This window comes from Cellulomonas sp. JH27-2 (genome assembly GCF_014837175.1).
Taxonomy (GTDB): domain Bacteria; phylum Actinomycetota; class Actinomycetes; order Actinomycetales; family Cellulomonadaceae; genus Cellulomonas.
Window position 1 is genome coordinate 421744 of sequence record NZ_JACYFR010000001.1, and the last position, 16829, is coordinate 438572.

General features: G+C 72.6%; 18 protein-coding genes. 6 read left to right on the forward strand and 12 right to left on the reverse strand.

The window, feature by feature from the left end; genetic code table 11:
- A complete protein-coding gene (locus tag IC607_RS01965; protein ID WP_370525955.1) occupies positions 1 to 810 on the forward strand; it encodes an HAD family hydrolase in 810 nt (269 codons plus the stop codon).
- Positions 811 to 816: 6 nt separating this feature from the next.
- On the opposite strand, the gene IC607_RS01970 is transcribed toward IC607_RS01965, so the two are convergent.
- Entirely contained in the window at positions 817 to 1731 is a 915-nt protein-coding gene (locus IC607_RS01970; protein ID WP_225224290.1) for a LysR family transcriptional regulator, read from the reverse strand.
- Between the two features lie 73 nt (positions 1732 to 1804).
- Here IC607_RS01970 and IC607_RS01975 point away from each other — a divergent pair, with 73 nt between their 5' ends.
- Positions 1805 to 2869, forward strand: a complete 1065-nt coding sequence (locus IC607_RS01975; RefSeq protein WP_191785303.1) for an aminotransferase class V-fold PLP-dependent enzyme — start codon at positions 1805 to 1807, stop codon at positions 2867 to 2869.
- 102 nt (positions 2870 to 2971) lie between these two features.
- On the opposite strand, the gene IC607_RS01980 is transcribed toward IC607_RS01975, so the two are convergent.
- Positions 2972 to 3256 (reverse strand): hypothetical protein, encoded by a 285-nt coding sequence (locus IC607_RS01980; RefSeq protein ID WP_191785304.1) that lies wholly within the window; start codon positions 3254 to 3256, stop codon positions 2972 to 2974.
- Between the two features lie 17 nt (positions 3257 to 3273).
- Positions 3274 to 4986 carry a sodium:solute symporter family protein gene (locus tag IC607_RS01985; protein WP_370525956.1) on the reverse strand — a complete coding sequence of 571 codons (1713 nt, stop codon included), beginning with the start codon at positions 4984 to 4986 and terminating at the stop codon, positions 3274 to 3276.
- A gap of 176 nt (positions 4987 to 5162) precedes the next feature.
- Between IC607_RS01985 and IC607_RS01990 the strand changes: the two genes are divergently transcribed.
- Both IC607_RS01990 and IC607_RS01995 read left to right on the forward strand, forming a co-directional pair.
- Positions 5163 to 5717, forward strand: a complete 555-nt coding sequence (locus IC607_RS01990; protein WP_191785306.1) for an alpha/beta family hydrolase — start codon at positions 5163 to 5165, stop codon at positions 5715 to 5717.
- A gap of 149 nt (positions 5718 to 5866) precedes the next feature.
- On the forward strand, positions 5867 to 7996 hold the full coding sequence (locus IC607_RS01995; RefSeq protein ID WP_191785307.1) for an MMPL family transporter: 2130 nt from the start codon (positions 5867 to 5869) through the stop codon (positions 7994 to 7996).
- A 99-nt stretch (positions 7997 to 8095) separates the two neighbouring features.
- On the opposite strand, the gene IC607_RS02000 is transcribed toward IC607_RS01995, so the two are convergent.
- The 9 genes from IC607_RS02000 to IC607_RS02040 form a co-directional block, all read right to left on the reverse strand.
- Positions 8096 to 8647 carry an O-acetyl-ADP-ribose deacetylase gene (locus IC607_RS02000; protein ID WP_191785308.1) on the reverse strand — a complete coding sequence of 184 codons (552 nt, stop codon included), beginning with the start codon at positions 8645 to 8647 and terminating at the stop codon, positions 8096 to 8098.
- A gap of 631 nt (positions 8648 to 9278) precedes the next feature.
- Entirely contained in the window at positions 9279 to 9713 is a 435-nt protein-coding gene (dtd, locus tag IC607_RS02005) for a D-aminoacyl-tRNA deacylase (RefSeq protein ID WP_191785309.1), read from the reverse strand.
- The gene (locus IC607_RS02010) at positions 9710 to 10657 is read right to left on the reverse strand and encodes an asparaginase (protein ID WP_191785310.1); all 948 of its coding nucleotides are present in this window, start codon (positions 10655 to 10657) and stop codon (positions 9710 to 9712) included. Before IC607_RS02010 ends, dtd begins: the two co-directional genes overlap by 4 nt.
- Before the next feature lie 7 nt (positions 10658 to 10664).
- Entirely contained in the window at positions 10665 to 11000 is a 336-nt protein-coding gene (locus tag IC607_RS02015) for a DUF2516 family protein (RefSeq protein ID WP_191785311.1), read from the reverse strand.
- Between the two features lie 28 nt (positions 11001 to 11028).
- Positions 11029 to 11448, reverse strand: a complete 420-nt coding sequence (locus tag IC607_RS02020) for a type II toxin-antitoxin system VapC family toxin (protein ID WP_191785312.1) — start codon at positions 11446 to 11448, stop codon at positions 11029 to 11031.
- 1 nt (position 11449) lies between these two features.
- Entirely contained in the window at positions 11450 to 11707 is a 258-nt protein-coding gene (locus IC607_RS02025; protein WP_191785313.1) for a type II toxin-antitoxin system Phd/YefM family antitoxin, read from the reverse strand.
- A 30-nt stretch (positions 11708 to 11737) separates the two neighbouring features.
- Positions 11738 to 12850 (reverse strand): FUSC family protein, encoded by a 1113-nt coding sequence (locus tag IC607_RS02030; RefSeq protein WP_191785314.1) that lies wholly within the window; start codon positions 12848 to 12850, stop codon positions 11738 to 11740.
- The gene (locus IC607_RS02035; RefSeq protein ID WP_191785315.1) at positions 12847 to 14001 is read right to left on the reverse strand and encodes a folate-binding protein YgfZ; all 1155 of its coding nucleotides are present in this window, start codon (positions 13999 to 14001) and stop codon (positions 12847 to 12849) included. Before IC607_RS02035 ends, IC607_RS02030 begins: the two co-directional genes overlap by 4 nt.
- A complete protein-coding gene (locus IC607_RS02040) occupies positions 13998 to 14570 on the reverse strand; it encodes an FABP family protein (RefSeq protein ID WP_191785316.1) in 573 nt (190 codons plus the stop codon). The genes IC607_RS02035 and IC607_RS02040 overlap by 4 nt, the downstream gene beginning before the upstream one ends.
- 192 nt (positions 14571 to 14762) lie before the next feature.
- On the opposite strand from IC607_RS02040, the gene IC607_RS02045 reads away from it, so the two are divergent.
- Positions 14763 to 15122 carry a DsrE family protein gene (locus tag IC607_RS02045; RefSeq protein WP_191785317.1) on the forward strand — a complete coding sequence of 120 codons (360 nt, stop codon included), beginning with the start codon at positions 14763 to 14765 and terminating at the stop codon, positions 15120 to 15122.
- A gap of 157 nt (positions 15123 to 15279) precedes the next feature.
- Positions 15280 to 16818, forward strand: coding sequence for an HNH endonuclease signature motif containing protein (locus tag IC607_RS02050; protein WP_191785318.1), 1539 nt, complete (start codon positions 15280 to 15282; stop codon positions 16816 to 16818).
- Positions 16819 to 16829: the final 11 nt, after the last annotated feature.

The following is a 16829-nucleotide window of genomic DNA, read 5'->3' on the forward strand; positions in this document are numbered from 1 at the left end:
GTGACCCCCGTTCTCGATCCGCCCGACCTCGGCCGCCCGGACCTCCGCCTGATCGCCGTCGACATGGACGGTTCCCTGCTCGACGACGCCAAGCGCCTGGACCCGTCGTTCTGGCCGCTGCTCGACGAGCTGCACGCGCGTGGCATCGTCGTCTGCCCGGCCAGCGGCCGGCAGTACGCGACATTGCGCGAGCAGTTCGGCCGCGACGACCTGGTGTACATCGCGGAGAACGGCTCGTACGTGGTGCACGAGGGGCGCGAGCTGAGCTCGGAACCGCTGGACCTCGGTGTGGCACACGCCGTGATCGACACGATGCGCGGGGCCGACGGCGATGCCGGCGTGGTCCTGTGCGGCAAGCGCTCGGCGTACGTCGAGCGGACCGACCGCCCGTTCCTCGACCAGGTAGAGCCGTACTACAAGCGGCTCGAGGTCGTCGACGACATCCGTGCCGTGCAGGACGACGTGCTGAAGGTGGCGGTCTACGACTTCGAGTCGTCCGAGCGCACGGCCCGGGTCCTCGCCGCGTTCGACGGCGCGCTCGTGTCCGGCCCGCACTGGCTCGACGTGATGAGCGCGACCGCCGACAAGGGCGTCGCCCTGGCGCACGTGCAGGACGCGCTGGGCATCACGCGCGAGCAGACGATGGCGTTCGGCGACTACCACAACGACCTCGGCATGCTCCGCGCGGCGGGGTGCTCGGTCGCCATGGACAACGCGCACCCGGACGTCCGGGCGGCCGCCCGCTTCGTCGCCCCGTCCAACAACGCCAACGGCGTGGTCCGCACCATCCGCGCGGCCCTGGGTCTCTGACCGGGGTCAGACAGCCGCAGCCAGCGCGGCGAGCGTGGCTGCCACGGCCGGGACGCGCAGGAGGTCCGGCGGCGTGACGGCGTGGACCGTGCGGTGGGAGGTGCCGGCGGCGCGGCGGACGACGACGCCCGGCTGCCGCTCGGCGATGGGCCTCACCAGGTCGGGCAGCAGCGCGACACCGAGGCCGGCCGCGACGAGCGCCAGCACCGCGACGTAGTCGTCGGTCGCGTACGCGATCTGCGGCTCGAACCCGCAGGCGTCGGCCGACGACAGCAGGTGGCCGCGGCAGCGCGGGCAGCCGGCGATCCACGGCTCGTCGGCCAGGTCGGCGAGCGAGAGGTCGTCACGTGCGGCGGCCGGGTGGGACGCCGGCAGCGCCACGAGCGTCGGCTCGTCGAGCAGGTGCCGCGTGACGAGCCCGGCCAGGTCGTCCTCGCCGCGCCCCAGCCCGACGCCCGGGTAGTCGAAGGCCAGCGCCACGTCGCACTCGCCGGAGCGCAGCTTGCGCAGCGCCTCGGGCGGCTCGGCCTCGTCGAGCGTCACGCTGAGCCCGGGGTGGGAGGCGCGCAGGGCGACGAGCGCGCGCGGCACCAGCGTGGCCGACGACGACGGGAACGCGACGAGCCGCACGCGCCCGGACCGCAGCCCGGTGAGCGCCTGCACCTCGGCGGTCGCCGCGCGCAGGGCCGCGCCGACGGTCGCGCCGTGGCGGGCCAGCGCCTCGCCGGCCTCGGTCAGCCGCACCGACCGGCCGGACCGGTCCAGCAACGCGGTGCCGAGCCGTCGCTCGAGCCGTCGCACGTGCTGGCTGACGGCGGGCTGCCCGACGCCGAGCGCCTCCGCGGCGCCCGTGATGGTGCCGGTGTCCGCGATCGCTCGCAGCATCCGGAGCGAGCCGACGTCCAGGTCCATGGCATCCATCATCACACCTTGTGATGCCTCCTAGCCGGATTCCGCCCTTGTGTGATGAGAAGGTGCGGCCGACGATCGGAGCATGCTCCAGCACGCCCGCCCCGTCCCGCGCATCGCCCCCCTCGCCGACGCGTTCGCGCCCGCGCCCGGCTACCTCGACGCCGCGACGGTCGGGCTGCCCGCCCGCGCGACCGCGGCCGCGATGCACGCCGCGCTCGACGACTGGCAGGCCGGCAACCCGGACCTGGCCGGCTACGACGCGGCGGTCGCCTCCGCGCGCGAGTCCTACGCGCGACTCGTCGGCGTCGGAGTCACCGACGTCGCGATCGGCTCGCAGACCTCCGTGCTCGTCGGCCTCGTCGCGGCGGCCCTGCCGGACGGCGCCGAGGTGCTGACCGTCGACGGCGACTTCAGCTCGGTCGTCTACCCGTTCCTGGCGCACGCCCACCGCGGCGTCACGGTCCGCCACGTCCCGGTGGAGGCGCTGCCCGACGAGATCCGCGCCGGCACCGCCGTCGTCGCGTTCTCGCTGGTCCAGTCCCGCGACGGGCGGGTCGCCGACGCCGACGCGATCACGGCCGCGGCCCGCCGCACCGGCGCGCTCACGCTGTGCGACACGACGCAGGCCGGTTGGCTCCCGATCGACGCGGGGCGGTTCGACGTCACCGTCTGCTCGGCCTACAAGTGGCTGTCCGCACCGCGCGGCGTCGCGTTCCTCACGGCCCGCGCGCCCGTCGTCGACCTGCTGCCGGCGCTGGCCGCCGGCTGGTACGCGGGCGACGACGTGTGGGGGTCCTGCTACGGCCCGCACATGCGGCTCGCGACGGGCGCTCGTCGGCTGGACGTCTCCCCCGCCTGGCTGTGCTGGGTGGGCGCGGCCCCGGCGCTCGAGCTGTGGGCGGGCGCGGACCTAGGAGCGGTCCGCGACCACACCGTCCGCCTGGCCGACGACCTGCGTACCGGGCTCGGCCTCGCACCGGCCGGCAGCGCGATCGTCTCCCTGCCAGACCCCGACGGCCGCGTCGCCGAGCGACTGCGCGCCGCTGACCTCCGCGTCGCCGGGCGCGCGGGCGGCGTCCGCCTGGCCTTCCACGTCTGGAACGACGCCGACGACGTGGCCCGGGCACGCGCGGCGCTCGGGGCGTAGCCGGCCTCGACCCCACGCCCGCGCCTCCGGAGAACAGCGACGTCCGGGTGTGCGGTCGGTGGAACCGATCGCACACCCGGACGTCGTTCGTGCCGGGTCCAGCTACTCGATGTGGGCGTCGGCCGCGTCGTCGTCGCCCTCCGGCACCAGGAGCGGCCGCAGGCGGACCCAGGTGAGGAAGAACGCAGATACCACGAGCAGCACGATCCCCGTGAACAGGTTGGTGCTCGACCCGTCGCCCCCCTTGAGGTCCGAGTCGCTCGCGAAGATCCCCATCAGGACGAGGATCACGCCGTAGATGCCCAAGAGGGCGCCGATGATCGTGCGGATGTCGAAGGCGCGGATGGCGCGCTTCTCCTTCGCGGCTTGCTTGTCGGTGTCGGCCATGACGGTCTCCTGTCTGGTCAGTGGAAGACGATGTTGAGGATGATGACCATGACCAGGGAGATCCCGGCCAGCAGCACCGGACGCTGGTACCACGGCAGGTTCTTCTCGTTCGGGTCGGTGCGGTCCTCCTTCGGGGTCAGCGAGTAGACCAGCCCCTTCAGCTCCGACTCGACCCGCGGTTGCGTGAACATCGTGACGATCACGCTGACCACGATGTCGACGAAGAACGCGGCGCCGGCGGCAACGAAGCTGGCTCCCTGACCCTTCAGGTCGATCGCCCCGACGCTGAGCGGTCCGAGCGCATCCTGGCTGAGGACAGCCACCCCGATGGCCGCGATGGTCCCGGATGCCAGACCCGCCCAACCGGCCGTGGCGGTCATCCGCTTCCAGAACATGCCGAGGATGAACGTCGCGAACAGCGGCGCGTTGAAGAACCCGAACAGCGTCTGCAGGTAGTCCATGAGGTTGCTGTAGCCGGAGGCAAGCAGCGCGGTGAAGATCGCGATGATCGTGGCAGCGATGGTCGCGATGCGACCGACCCGCGTGTAGTAGCCGTCGGGGCGGTCCTTCTTCACGTACTGCTGCCACAGGTCGTAGCTGAACACCGTGTTGAACGCGGAGATGTTCGCCGCCATGCCGGCCATGAACGCGGCCATCAGGCCGGCGATCGCCACACCCAGCATGCCGTTGGGCAGCAGGTCGCGGATGAGGATCAGCAGAGCGTCGTTGTACTGGATGTTCCCGTCGCCCTTGCCCTCGTTGAGGGCCAGGATCTCCGGGGCCAGCACGCTCGCGATGATGCCCGGGATGATGATGATGAACGGGATGAACATCTTCGGGAACGACCCGATGATGGGCGCGCGACGGGCCGCGGACATCGAGTTCGACGCCATCGCGCGCTGGACCTCGACGAAGTTCGTCGTCCAGTAGCCGAACGAGAGCACGAAGCCCAGACCGAGCACGATGCCGATGACCGAGGCGGCCGGGGACTCGAAGCCCGTGAGGTTCTGGCCGGGCCAGGACGAGAGCATGTTCTCGACCGGACCGTTGTTGACCTTGTCCACCAGGCCGTCGATGCCGCCCACCCGGTGCAGGCCGACGAGGGTCAGGGGCAGCAGCGCAGCGACGATGACGAAGAACTGCAGCACCTCGTTGTAGATCGCGGCCGAGAGGCCACCCAGCGCCGTGTACGTCACCACGACAGCAGCCGCGGCGATCAGCGAGACCCACAGGGGCCAGCCGAGCAGCACGTTGACGATCGTCGCGAGCAGGTAGAGGTTCACACCGGCGATCAGCAGCTGCGCGAGCGCGAAGCTCAGCGCGTTGACCAGGTGGGCCCCGGTGCCGAACCGTCGCCGCATGAACTCGGGGACCGAGCGCACCTTGGAGCCGTAGTAGAACGGCATCATCACGACGCCGAGGAACAGCATCGCCGGGATGGCGCCGATCCAGTAGTAGTGCATGGTCGCCATGCCGATCTGGGCACCGTTGGCGCTCATGCCCATGATCTCGACGGCGCCGAGGTTCGCGGAGATGAAGGCCAGGCCGGTGACCCAGGCGGGCAGCGAGCGACCCGACAGGAAGAAGTCCAGGCTGGTCGAGACCTGGCGTCGGGCCAGCAGGCCGATCCCGATCACGAAGACGAAGTAGATGGCGACGAGCGTGTAGTCGACGAAGTTCGCGTCGAGCCTCAGCACGTTGTTGGTGGCTTCAAGGACCATCAGTGGCATCCCCGGTGCGTCGATGACTGCGCCGCGGCTGCGACGCCGACGGTCACGTTAGGACCGGTGGGACGATTCCGCGCGTCGAACGCTTTCCACCCTGTCAGCCGCCGATACCTGCGCGATGCAGAGATCCGCGGGATCGTGCGGATGTGCGGCGTCGCGGAACAGGTACGTTGTGATCCATGCGACATGTCGCGGGCCTTCTCCTGACGCCCGGTGCGGGCGGTTCGCGGGAGAGCGCAGCACTCGTCGCCGTGGAGCGGGCGCTCGACCTGCCGGTCCGCCGCATCGACTTCCCCAACCGCCTGCGCGGCAGCCGCGCACCCGACCGTCCGCCGGCGGCGATCGCCCACCTGCGCGAGCAGGCGGACGCCTTCGCGGAGTCACTCGGGGTCGAGCCGGACCGCGTCGCCCTGGGCGGCCGGTCGTTCGGTGGACGCATGGCGTCCATGGCGGTCGCGCAGGGTCAGCCGGCCGCCGGGCTCGTCCTGCTCTCCTACCCGCTGCACCCGCCGGGCAGGCCGGACCGGCTGCGCGTCGAGCACCTGCCGAACGTCGCCGTGCCCGTCCTGGCCGTCTCCGGCACGGCGGACCCGTTCGGCACGCCCGACGAGCTGGCGACCCACCTCGCGGCAATCGCAGGCCGCCTGACCTGCACCTTCGTCGCCGGCACGCACACCCCGAAGGACGACGACGAGGTGGCCCGGACGGTCGCGGGGTGGCTCACCGCGCTCTGACCGACACCTGAGTCGTATCTGGGTGGGATCGGGGTGCACCTCAGGGGGAAGTCGGGGAAGTCCCCGATGGTGACCCGGGCACCCGGAACGGGAGCCTGAGAACGTCACGGCACACCACGCCAACCACGTCGTCATCAGGGGAAACAACCATGTCCAAGGTCGCGGGATGGATCACCCACCGCTACGCCAAGTTCGTCGTCGTCGCCTTCTGGCTCGTCGTCGTCGCCCTGCTCGGCCCGCTGGCCGGCAAGCTCTCCGGAGCGCAGGACAACGACGCCGCGAGCTGGCTCCCGGGCGAGGCCGAGTCCACCCAGGTGGTCGAGGCCGCGTCCACGTTCGTCTCCGAGAACACCATCCCCGCTGTCATCGTCTACGAGAACACGGACGGCCTGACTCCCGACGACCTCGCGGCGATCCAGGCGGACGTGCAGCAGTTCGCAGGTCTCGACACGCTCGATGGCAAGGTCGTCGGGCCGATCCCGTCGAAGGACGGGCAGGCCGCACAGGTCGTCGTCCCGCTGAACCTGGGCTCCGACGGCTGGGACCTGGCCGCGGACGCGGTCGACGACCTCAAGGCGACTGCCAAGGACGGGCTGCCCGCCGGCACGGACGTCTACGTCACCGGCCCCGCAGGCCAGGCGGCCGACTCGTCCGAGGCGTTCTCCGGCATCGACTCCACTCTGCTGTACGCGGCGGCGGGCGTCGTCATCGTCATCCTGCTGCTCACCTACCGCAGCCCGGTCCTGTGGGTCCTGCCCCTGGTCTCCGCCGGCGTCGCGCTGACCGTCGCGCAGGCGGTCATCTACCTGCTGACCGACGCCGTCGACCTGACCGTGAACGCGCAGAGCGCAGGCATCCTCACGGTCCTCGTGTTCGGCGCCGGGACCGACTACGCCCTGCTGCTGACGGCCCGCTACCGCGAGGAGCTGCGCCGGCACAGCGACCGGCACGCCGCGATGGCCGTCGCGCTGCACCGGGCCGCGCCGGCGATCCTGGCCTCGGGTGCCACGGTGGCCCTCGGCATGCTCGCCCTGCTGTTCGCGTCGATGAACTCGACCGCGGGCCTCGGGCCGGTGGCGGCCATCGGCATCGTCGTCGCGCTGGCCGTCATGCTCACGCTGCTGCCCGCGCTGCTGGTGCTCGTCGGGCGGTGGGTGTTCTGGCCGCGCGTCCCGCACGTCGGCGACCGCGAGCCCACCGAGACGGGCTTCTGGGCGCGCGTCGGTGGCCGCATCGAGCGGCACCCCCGGCGCACGTGGATCGGGACCGCGGCGATCCTGCTGGTCGCGGCCGTCGGCGTCGTGCAGCTCAACCCCACCACGCTCACCACCGAGCAGCAGTTCACCACCGAGCAGCCGTCCGTCGTCGGCGAGCAGGTGCTGGCGGCGCACTTCCCCGCCGGGGCGGGCACGCCCGTCGTCGTCGTCGCGAACGCGGACCAGGCCGATGCGGTGAAGACCGCGTTCGCAGGCACGGAGGGCATCGACGCCGCGAGCGTGACCGACCCGGTCGTGAAGGACGGGACGGCCTACATGGAGGGCACGCTGACCTCCGAGCCGGACAGCGACGAGGCCTACGACACGGTCGACCGGGTCCGCGACTCGGTGCACGCGGTGCCGGACGCGGACGCGCTCGTCGGCGGCACCACCGCCGTCAACCTGGACGTCGAACGCGCCGCGACCCGCGACACCGTGGTGATCATGCCGATCATCCTGCTGGTCGTGTTCCTGATCCTGGTGCTGCTGCTGCGGGCGGTCCTCGCGCCGCTGGTGCTGATCGGGACGGTGGTGCTGTCGTTCGCAGCGGCGATGGGCGTCTCGGCTCTCGTCTTCCGGCACGTGTTCGACTACGCCGGGGTGGACGTCGGCTTCCCGCTGTTCGTGTTCGTCTTCCTGGTGGCGCTGGGGATCGACTACAACATCTTCCTCATGACCCGCGTGCGGGAGGAGGCGCTGCGGATCGGTCACCACCGCGGCTCGCTGCTGGGGCTCGCCGCGACGGGCGGCGTGATCACGTCGGCGGGGCTCGTGCTCGCCGGGACGTTCGCGGTGCTCGGGACGCTGCCGCTGGTCGCGTTCGCGGAGATCGGGTTCGCGGTGGCGTTCGGCGTGCTGCTCGACACGCTCGTCGTGCGATCCGTGCTGGTGACCGCGCTCAACCTCGACATCGGCAAGCGCATGTGGTGGCCGTCGGCCCTGTCCCGCCGTCCGGACTCGTCCGACGCGCCGGCCCCCGGCGGACCGGAGGCGCAGCCGGCGGCCCTGGAGCCGGTCGGCTGAGCGGTCCCGCCGCTCGATGGACGGGGCGGTGAACGGCACGCCGGGTCTCACGCGGCGTGCCGTTCACCGCCGGGTCCACCGCCCGACGAACGCTCGAGCTCAGGCGTCCAGCGCCGCCTCGAAAGCCGTCAACGCGTCCGACGAGAAGAGCACGAACCGCACCAGCTCGATGCCCGTGGGGTGCGGGTGCTCGGGTTCCCACGAGTCGTCGGCACCGTTCTGCCAGGCGCGCGCGGCGGCGACGGCGATGCGCGCGACCTCGTCGACGTCCCACCCGTAGACGCCGGCGCTGACCGCGGGGAACGCGACGCTCGTCGCGCCGACACTCACCGCCACCTCGAGCGAGCGCACGAAGCACGACGCGAGCATGGCCGTCGACCGCTCCCCCGCGTGCCAGTTGGGCCCGACGGTGTGGACGACCCACCGCGCGGGAAGGTCGAAGCCCGGTGTCGCGACCGCGTCCCCGACGGCCAGCCCGTCGACGTGTGTCGTGCGCCGCAGCTCTCGGCACGCCTCGAGGAGGCCCGGCCCGGCAGCCCGATGGATCGCGCCGTCCACCCCACCGCCGCCGAGCAGCCCGGAGTTGGCGGCGTTGACGATCGCGTCGACGTCCTGCGTCGTGATGTCACCCTGCACGGCTTCGATCCGCATGGACCCATCATGTCCAGCACCGGTGGCGGGCGTCGAGACGTACGAAGCCCCGCGGTCGCTTACACCGCGGGGCTCTCGTTGCGACAACGGTAGCGAGCGCGCGCGCCCGGACGGGTGAACGACACGAGAGTTATCCACTAATTTGGTCCACAGGGGTGTGTTCAGACCGTTTTCATGCAGGTGAACCTGTGCATCACGGTGTGGACGAGGCGGTGGACAAAGTTGGTCCTGCGAACCTCTTGCGGGCCCGTTCCGGGCAGGACTAGAACTTCCTCATCGACCTCGACGGATCGAGAACCACCGGCCCGTCGGCCCCTCTCGGGGAGCCGGCAGACCGACGGAGACAGGCCCGTCGCGGCCGGGCCGACCGGAGAACGGGCGACCATCCTGGGCGGGGCAACCTGCTCGGACCGCGGGCGACGCCGCGGGGGTTGCTACGGACCGGGAGGTCGATCGCAGTGGTCCCGCCCACGGCGGTCCGGCTCGCCGGACCCGTCGGGTGCCGGGGCTCAGCCGCACCGTCGACGCGGCGCCTGCTGCCGGCCCCTGCCGGCGGCAACCAGGCCTGCGACCAGACGAAGGCCCCTCGGACGCTTACTCCGAGGGGCCTTCGCCGCGTGTGCGCTCGGGCTCAGTCCGGGACCGACTCCAGCAGGATCGTGACGGGGCCGTCGTTGACGAGCTCGACGGCCATGTCCGCACCGAACACGCCGGTCTCGACGTGGAGGCCCCGCTCGCGCAGCGCGGCGACGACGGCCGCGACGAGCGGCTCGGCCACCGGACCGGGCGCGGCCGCGTTCCAGGTCGGACGCCTGCCCTTGCGGGTGTCGCCGTAGAGCGTGAACTGGCTGACGACGAGGATCGGCGCACCCGCGTCGACGGCCGACTGCTCGTCGCGCAGGATGCGCAGCTCGGCGACCTTGCGGGCGATCACCTCGACCTGGGCGGCCCCGTCACCGGGTGTCACGCCGACGAGCACCAGCAGGCCGGGCGCATCGATCGACCCGACGACGATCCCGCCGACCGTCACCGCCGCGCGCGTGACGCGCTGGACGACCGCCCTCATGCGGCAGGGCCGAAGGTCGCCTCGACCGACCCCACGGGCAGCCCGTGACCGAGCACGGGCGTCGCACCGAGCGACCCGGCGTCCACCCCCGCGACGGCCAGCGCCGCGGCGAGGACGGCCGGGCGCGGGCGGGAGGACCCGTCGAGCACCTTGAACGCGACCGCTCCCCCGTCGGGCAGGCCGGCGGCGTAGACACCGTCGGCGCCGTCCTTCGCGACGAGGCCGGGCACGGCTGCCATGAACTGGGTCGCCTCGCGCCCGGAGCCGGCGACGTGCCACGGGTGCGCGCTCATCGCGGTCGCGACGCGAGTCCCGACCTCGTCGGTGCGCAGGCCGCCGAACGAGCGCGCGAGCCCGACGAGCGTCGTCGAGAACAGCGGCGCACCGCACCCGTCGACGGTGAGGTGCTCGACCGCGACCCCGGTCCGGTCCGCGACGGCGCCCGCAAGCGCGACCTGCAGCGGGTGCTCCACGTGCAGGTAGTCGTCGGTCGACCAGCCGGCGGCGACGCACGTCGCGAGCATGCCGGCGTGCTTGCCGGAACAGTTCTGCGTGAGCGGCTCGGGGCCGTGCCCGGCCGCCCGGCGCTCGAACGCGGCATCCGCCTCGAGCGGCCAGTCGGGTGTGTTGCGCAGCGCATCGACGCCCAGGCCCGCCGACGCGAGGATTCCCTCCACGACCGACAGGTGGCCGGGCTCCGCGTTGTGGCTGGCACAGACGAGCGCGAGGCGCTCGCCGTCCTCGTCGAGCCCCGCGCTGAGCATGCCCACGGCCTGCAGCGGCTTGAGCGACGAGCGCGCCCAGATGACGACGTCCGGGTCACCGAGCGCGAGCCGGACGCTGCCGTCGGGCGCCAGGACCACCAGGTGCCCGAGGTGGACGGACTCGACCAGGTCCCCGCGCACCACCCGCGCGAGCGGGACCGCGGCGGAGTCGACGCTCACGCGGCCCTCACCAGCCCCCGTAGGGTCCGGACGACGGGGGGCGCCGACGCGAGTACGGGGCGACCGCGGGCTTGACGTCGACGAGGTAGACGACGGCGGCGACGGCGCACAGGAGCGCGAGGAAGAACGGGAACAGAGGCAGTCCGGTCGGGAACGGCACGGCTGCGAACGAGACAGCCGTCGCGACGCCCAGGATGGCACCCCACTTGCCCTTGGTGAGTTTGCCGGCCGAGGTGTATGCGGACGCCGGACGGCGCAGCAGATCGATCAACGCCCACGCCGACAGCACGAAGATGGCGAACATGAAGACGAAGAAGATGACGACCTGCAAGGTGGCGACCACACGCAGAGCCTACGAGAGATCGGCGCCGTTACGGGAGGACCCGCAGGCCCTCCGCACGCGCCGCGGCCACGAGGTGCTCGTCCCACGCGGCGACGACGAGGTCCGGTGAGCGCAGGATCAGGGCGGACGCGAGGTGGAGCGCGTCGGCGGCACGCAGGGGGTGGGTCCCGACGAGCGTCGCGGCGGACGCGGTGATGACGTCGTGCAGCTCGACGACGTGCAGCCCCGGCCACAGCCGCTCCCACGCCGCGATCGCGGTCCGCGCCTGCGCGGGCTCCAACGCGCCGGAGCGCGCGCCCGCGGCGAGGACCGCCCGCACCTCGGCGTCGGCCAGGCGGGAGGTCGCGACGAGGTCCGCACCGTCCCACAGCGCCGCGACCAGGTCGGAGCCCGGTTCCGCGACGCACAGCTTCACCAGCGCGCTGGTGTCCAGGTAGACGATCGCCACGTCAGCGCCGCAACCGGCGGACGAGCCCCGACACGGGTCGCGTGACCCGACCCTGCTCGCCCGCGGCCGGTGCGCGCTCGGCGGACGGCGAGCTGAGCAGCCCGTCGCGCTCGAGGCGCGTCAACAGGTCCGCCGACTCGATGCCGGACAACCGCGCGACGGGGATGCCTCGCTCGGTGATGACGACGTCCTGGCCGGACCGAGCAGCCTCGATCCACCCCTTGAGCTCCGCGCGCAACGCGCTGACAGCGACCTCCATGCGGTCGACCGTACCGAACCCCGGACCCGGTCAGATCTCCGGCAGCGGTTCGCGCGCGTCGCGCCGTGACGCGCCCGCGGCCTCGAGCAGGTCGACGACGAGGGAGCGGTGCAGCAGCACCAGCGACTGCACCTGCCAGTCGTCGGGCTCGACGACGAACGGGTCCAGCCCGCGCGCCATCGTCGTGAGCAGCTCGCGCGCCCGTTGCGGGTCGCGCCCGGCGCCGAAGGCCGCGGCCAGCTCGTCGACCGCCCGTGCCGTCCCGTCCACGCGGGCGGCGACGCCGGTGACGTCGTGCACGGCCTCGGTCTCCAGGAGCGCCAGCGCACGCCGGACGAACACCCGCGTGTTGCGGACCGCGCGGTCCATGAGGATCGCCGAGTCCGCGCTGGCCGCGAGCTCGCCGCGATGCTTGCGGCCGGCTGGCGAGACGCGTGCCAGCTCGTGCGCGTTGGTGGCCACCGACTTCCACTCGTCGAGCAGGGGCTGCGTCGCACGCGCCCGACGCAGCGCGTCCTCGACGTCGTCGAGCGACCGCTCGGACAGCCCGCGCGCGAACAGGTGCAGTACGCCGGCGGACTCCGCGGCGCATCGTCGGGCCAGGTCACGGGGGTGGCGGCGCGGGTCGTTGGGGGTCAGGAGCGCAACGGCGAGGGCTATCGCACCTCCGATCGCCGCGTCGACCCATCGGCCGAACGGGCCGCCGCTGGTGGCGGGGAGCGCGACGATGACGATCGACTGGACGCCCGCCTGCGTGGTGAGCATGACGCCCCGGTCGACGAACCGGGCGAGCAGGGCGGCGACGAACAGGACCAGCGAGATCTGCCACAGCCCGTGGCCGATCAGGTGTGCGACGAAGTCGCCCAGCCCGACGCCGATGGCGACACCGACGGCCAGCTCCGCGACCTTGCGGACGGAACGGTCCATCGAGAAGCCCAGCGCGATCCACGCGCAGACCGGCGCGAAGAACGGGATGGGGTGCCCGACGACGTAGTGGGCGATCCCGTACGCGATACCGCCGGCGACCGCGGCCTGCAGGATCGGGAACCAGGCCGCCTGGACCCGGGCCCAGCCCTGGCTCACGCGCGCCTCGCCGAGCACGCGCAGGTCGCGCCCGGTGAGTCGTGCGGAGCTGTCGGTCACGGTCCGAGCATGGGGTGCTGGCCGAGCCCGCGCATCAGGGGGCCGCGCGATCCGGGTCGGTCCTGCGTCACGCCCTCACCGGGCACGACGGTCTCCTGGGCTGCCGCGACGACGTCGGCCTCCCCATCGACCACGAGCGCCGCGTCCTCCGCCAGCGAGCGTTTGACCACCGCGAGCGCGACGGGGCCGATCTCGTGGTGCCGCGCGACGCTCGTCACCTGCCCGACGACCCGGCCGGGCTCACCGTCGACGACCTCACGGACCTCGGCGCCGGGGACCGGCAGCAGATGCCCGGACCCGTCGAGGTGGAGCATGACGAGCCGGCGCGGGGGCCGGCCCAGGTTGTGCACGCGGGCCACCGTCTCCTGGCCCCGGTAGCAGCCCTTGTGCAGGTGGACGGCGGTGCGCAGCCAGTCGAGCTCGTGCGGGATGGTGCGGTGGTCGACCTCGTGGCCGGCGCGGGGCCGCCAGGCCTCGACGCGCAGCGCCTCGCTGGCCCAGGTGCCGGCCACCCTCCAGCCGGTGGCCTCGCGCGCGGCGATCTGCTCGACGAGCTCGTCGCGCGGAACCAGGACGAGCCGCCAGGGACGGTCGGCACCCGGGTGCTCGTCGTCGGGCGGACCGTAACGCGTCCCGCCGGCGGCAACGGTCGGCCACGGGTCGCGCCACGTCACGTTCTCGTCGGCGCCGCCCTCCGCGTCGACCGGCTCGCCGATCGCGGCCCACTGCTGGGTCACGTCGGCCACCTCGACCCGCAGCGCGAACCGCATCCGGTCCAGCCAGGCCGCGAGCGCGGGTGCGGTCTCGGTGATCAGCCAGGTGGTGGTGCCGTCGTCGACGACGCCCGCCGCGTGCTCGACGTGCCCCTGCGGGCTGAGCACCAACAGCTCGGTGGACGTCCGCGGGGCCAGACCCGTGAGCTCCTGGGACGTGATCGAGTGCAGCCAGGTCAGCCGGTCGGGTCCGGTGACCGTGACGACGCCCAGGTGCGACTGGTCGACGACCGCTCCCCCGCGGGCCAGCGCACGCTGCTCGGCCGTCGGGTCGCCGTAGTGCCAGGCGACACCCTCGTCGGGCCCGACGCCCCCGACCGCACCCCGGCGCCGCAGCAGCGGGCTGGGCGCGCGGGTGTCCGCAGCGGTGTCGGTCACTCGTCGACCTGTGCCTCGACGCGGGCCAGCTTGGCCGACGCGTACGACTGCATCGGGTTGCCGAACGCGGCCATGTCGTGCGCCCACATCAGGTCGCCGTGGACCAGGCCGAACAGGCGCTTGCTGGCGCTGACGTCGGCTCCGGACGGGACGCGGGCGATGAGGTCGCTGGCCAGGTCGATGCGGCCGTTGCCGACCTCGCCGACGAGCACCGACACGTGGCCGGACGGGTCGGCGAGCAGCACCTCGACCGGGAACTTCGCCTCGTCCAGGCCGTCGGGCCGCTCCGGCGGGACGCGCCAGTAGCCGGACTCGGTGGACCAGACCGGTCCGTCGCCCTCGTTCTGCGGGTCGTCGATCGCGGCGGCGTCGTCGGGCGCCACGACCAGACGGATGGTCGACGTGTAGGCCAGGTACGGCCCGCCGTCGTGGGAGAACTCGACCTCCTGCGTGAAGGCCGTCTCCTCGATGCCCGGGTAGCCGACCACGCCCTCGCCGCTCCACCGGCCCACGAGCCATGCGAGCGGGTACACCTCGGGCGCGAGGCCGTCGGGGATGGCGAACGTCATGCGGGTGCCTCCACGGGTTCGAGCAGGCTCAGCGCGCAGGGTGTGTCAGCGCTGGCCCTTGAGCAGCTTGTAGACGACCAGGCAGGAGATCCACCCGATGGTCAGGGTCGCCGCGACGAGCAGGCCGATGAAGAAGACCTCGAGTCCAGTCATGCACCGATCCTAACGACGACGCACCCCTAGGCTGTTCCGGTGCGCGCACTCGTGATCAAGACCACGTCCGGGCTGGACCGACCGGAGGCCTGCAACCAGGCGTTCACCGTCGCCGCGGCCGCCGTCGCCGCGGGTGCGGACGTGTCGCTGTGGCTCACCGGCGAGGCCGCGTGGTTCGGGGTGCCGGGGCGGGCTGCCGAGCTCACGCTCGAGCACGCGACGCCTCTGGCGGACCTGTTGGACGTGGTGCTGGAGGGCGGGCGGGTCACCGTCTGCACGCAGTGCGCCGCCCGACGAGGCATCGCGCCCGACGACGTGCTGCCGGGCGTCCGCATCGCCGGAGCCGCCGTGTTCGTCGAGGAGTCGCTGGCCGACGACGCCCAGGCGCTCGTGTACTGAGGCCGCTCCTCCTGCGGTTGCCCACATCGCGCCCGCGGGGCGGGCCGACGGCACCGTCCCCCATGTGGACAAGTCTGGCATTTCACTCGGACCGCTCGTACACTTGTTCGAGTCGAGGTGGTTCGGCAAGACGCCTACGTGGAGGGGGTGCATGGCGATGACGGATGCTCCTGGCGGCTTCGTGACGTCGAGCCGACGCACCGTGGACGCCGCCTCCCGGCGGACCACGCTCCAGGCTCCGAACGGGCCGGCCGCGCTCGTCCCCGAGTGGCCGGACCGTGCGCTGCCGACGTTCCCGGTGCCCGCATCGGCGGCCGAGATCGCCGGTCGGCTCGCACAGATCGAGGTCGCGGACGTGGGTGCGTTCGACCTCGTCGAAATGGCGGCGGGCTGGGCACAGGTGATCGCGATCGCGACGGCGTACCAGGCGCAGGCCGTCGGGGAGATGCTCGCGCGCGACACGGGCCTGGGCGACGGGGTCGACGACGAGCTCGCGTGCGCCCTGGTCATGACGGGGCGCTCCGCCCAGATCATCACCTCGCGTGCCGCCGGGATCGGCGAGCACCCGCTGCTCGGCGACGCGCTGCGGGCCGGGACCCTCGACGCACGCAAGGTCGACGTGATCCTGGAGGAGACGGTCGTCCTGGATGACGCGGACACGCGAGCGGAGGTCGTCGCCCTGGCCGCCGAGGCGGGTGCGGGTCTGACCGCTCCGCAACTGGTCCGCCACATCCGCCGCCTGGTGCTGACGGTCGATCCCGCGAGCAGCAAGGAGCGCGCCAAGCGTGCTCGACGTGAGAGGTCCGTCGAGCTGAAGTGGATCAACGACTCGATGGCGTCGATCTCGGCGTTGCTTCCCGCGGCCGACGCGGTCGCGGCCTTCACGGCGATCGATGCCCTCGCAGGCCACGTCGGTGGTGGCTCGTGCGGAGTCGCCGGGGCCAACGGCACAGGGTGGTCGAACGGCGGAGCAGACGCAGACGGAACGGCTGGCGCGGACAGCGCGAGATGGGTCCGCGACGACCGGACGATCGACCAACGTCGGGCTGACGCTTTCGCGGCGGTGTTCAACGGCATCCTCGACTCGGGGCGGACGCCCGACGGGACACCCGTCCCGACCCGGCACGGCAAGCGCACGTCGCTGCAGGTCACGGTCGGCGCCGGAACGCTGCTCGGTCTCGACGACCTGCCCGGCGAGCTCGCCGGGTACGGCCCGATCCCCGCCGACCTGGCCCGCGAGCTCGCCCAGGACGCTACGTGGCGCCGCATCCTCACCGACCCGTCCGACGACACGTTCGTCGAGCGCGGGAGGGTCACGTACCGGCCCGGCGCGGACTTGTCGGGCACGGTGCTTGCCCGCGACGTGACCTGCGCCTTCCCGGGCTGCCAGCAGCCCGCCCGGCGCTGCGAGATCGACCACGTGGAGCCGTTCGACCCCGACCGGCCGGCCGAGCACCAGACCACGGCGCGGAACCTGCAGGCCCTGTGCAAGCACCACCATCAGCTCAAGACCCGCAAGCGATGGAACGCAAGCCGCGACCCGGTCACGGGCAACGCAGTCTGGACCAGCCCAGCAGGCATCACCTACGCCCGGTCCCCGATCCCGATCCACCTCTCGCCGGCGCAGCTCCAGCACGTCGGTCCCCCGCGCCCGGTCCCACCGCGCCCGGACACCGACGACCCGCCACCCTTCTGACGAAGATCCTT

Coding starts and splice junctions, on each gene's coding strand:
- IC607_RS01970 (WP_225224290.1), bottom strand. CDS start 1,731: ATGGATGCCATGGACCTGGACGTCGGCTCGCTCCGGATGCTGCGAGCG.
- IC607_RS01975 (WP_191785303.1), top strand. CDS start 1,805: ATGCTCCAGCACGCCCGCCCCGTCCCGCGCATCGCCCCCCTCGCCGAC.
- IC607_RS01980 (WP_191785304.1), bottom strand. CDS start 3,256: ATGGCCGACACCGACAAGCAAGCCGCGAAGGAGAAGCGCGCCATCCGC.
- IC607_RS01985 (WP_370525956.1), bottom strand. CDS start 4,986: ATGCCACTGATGGTCCTTGAAGCCACCAACAACGTGCTGAGGCTCGAC.
- IC607_RS01990 (WP_191785306.1), top strand. CDS start 5,163: ATGCGACATGTCGCGGGCCTTCTCCTGACGCCCGGTGCGGGCGGTTCG.
- IC607_RS01995 (WP_191785307.1), top strand. CDS start 5,867: ATGTCCAAGGTCGCGGGATGGATCACCCACCGCTACGCCAAGTTCGTC.
- IC607_RS02000 (WP_191785308.1), bottom strand. CDS start 8,647: ATGCGGATCGAAGCCGTGCAGGGTGACATCACGACGCAGGACGTCGAC.
- dtd (WP_191785309.1), bottom strand. CDS start 9,713: ATGAGGGCGGTCGTCCAGCGCGTCACGCGCGCGGCGGTGACGGTCGGC.
- IC607_RS02025 (WP_191785313.1), bottom strand. CDS start 11,707: ATGGAGGTCGCTGTCAGCGCGTTGCGCGCGGAGCTCAAGGGGTGGATC.
- IC607_RS02040 (WP_191785316.1), bottom strand. CDS start 14,570: ATGACGTTCGCCATCCCCGACGGCCTCGCGCCCGAGGTGTACCCGCTC.
- IC607_RS02050 (WP_191785318.1), top strand. CDS start 15,280: ATGACGGATGCTCCTGGCGGCTTCGTGACGTCGAGCCGACGCACCGTG.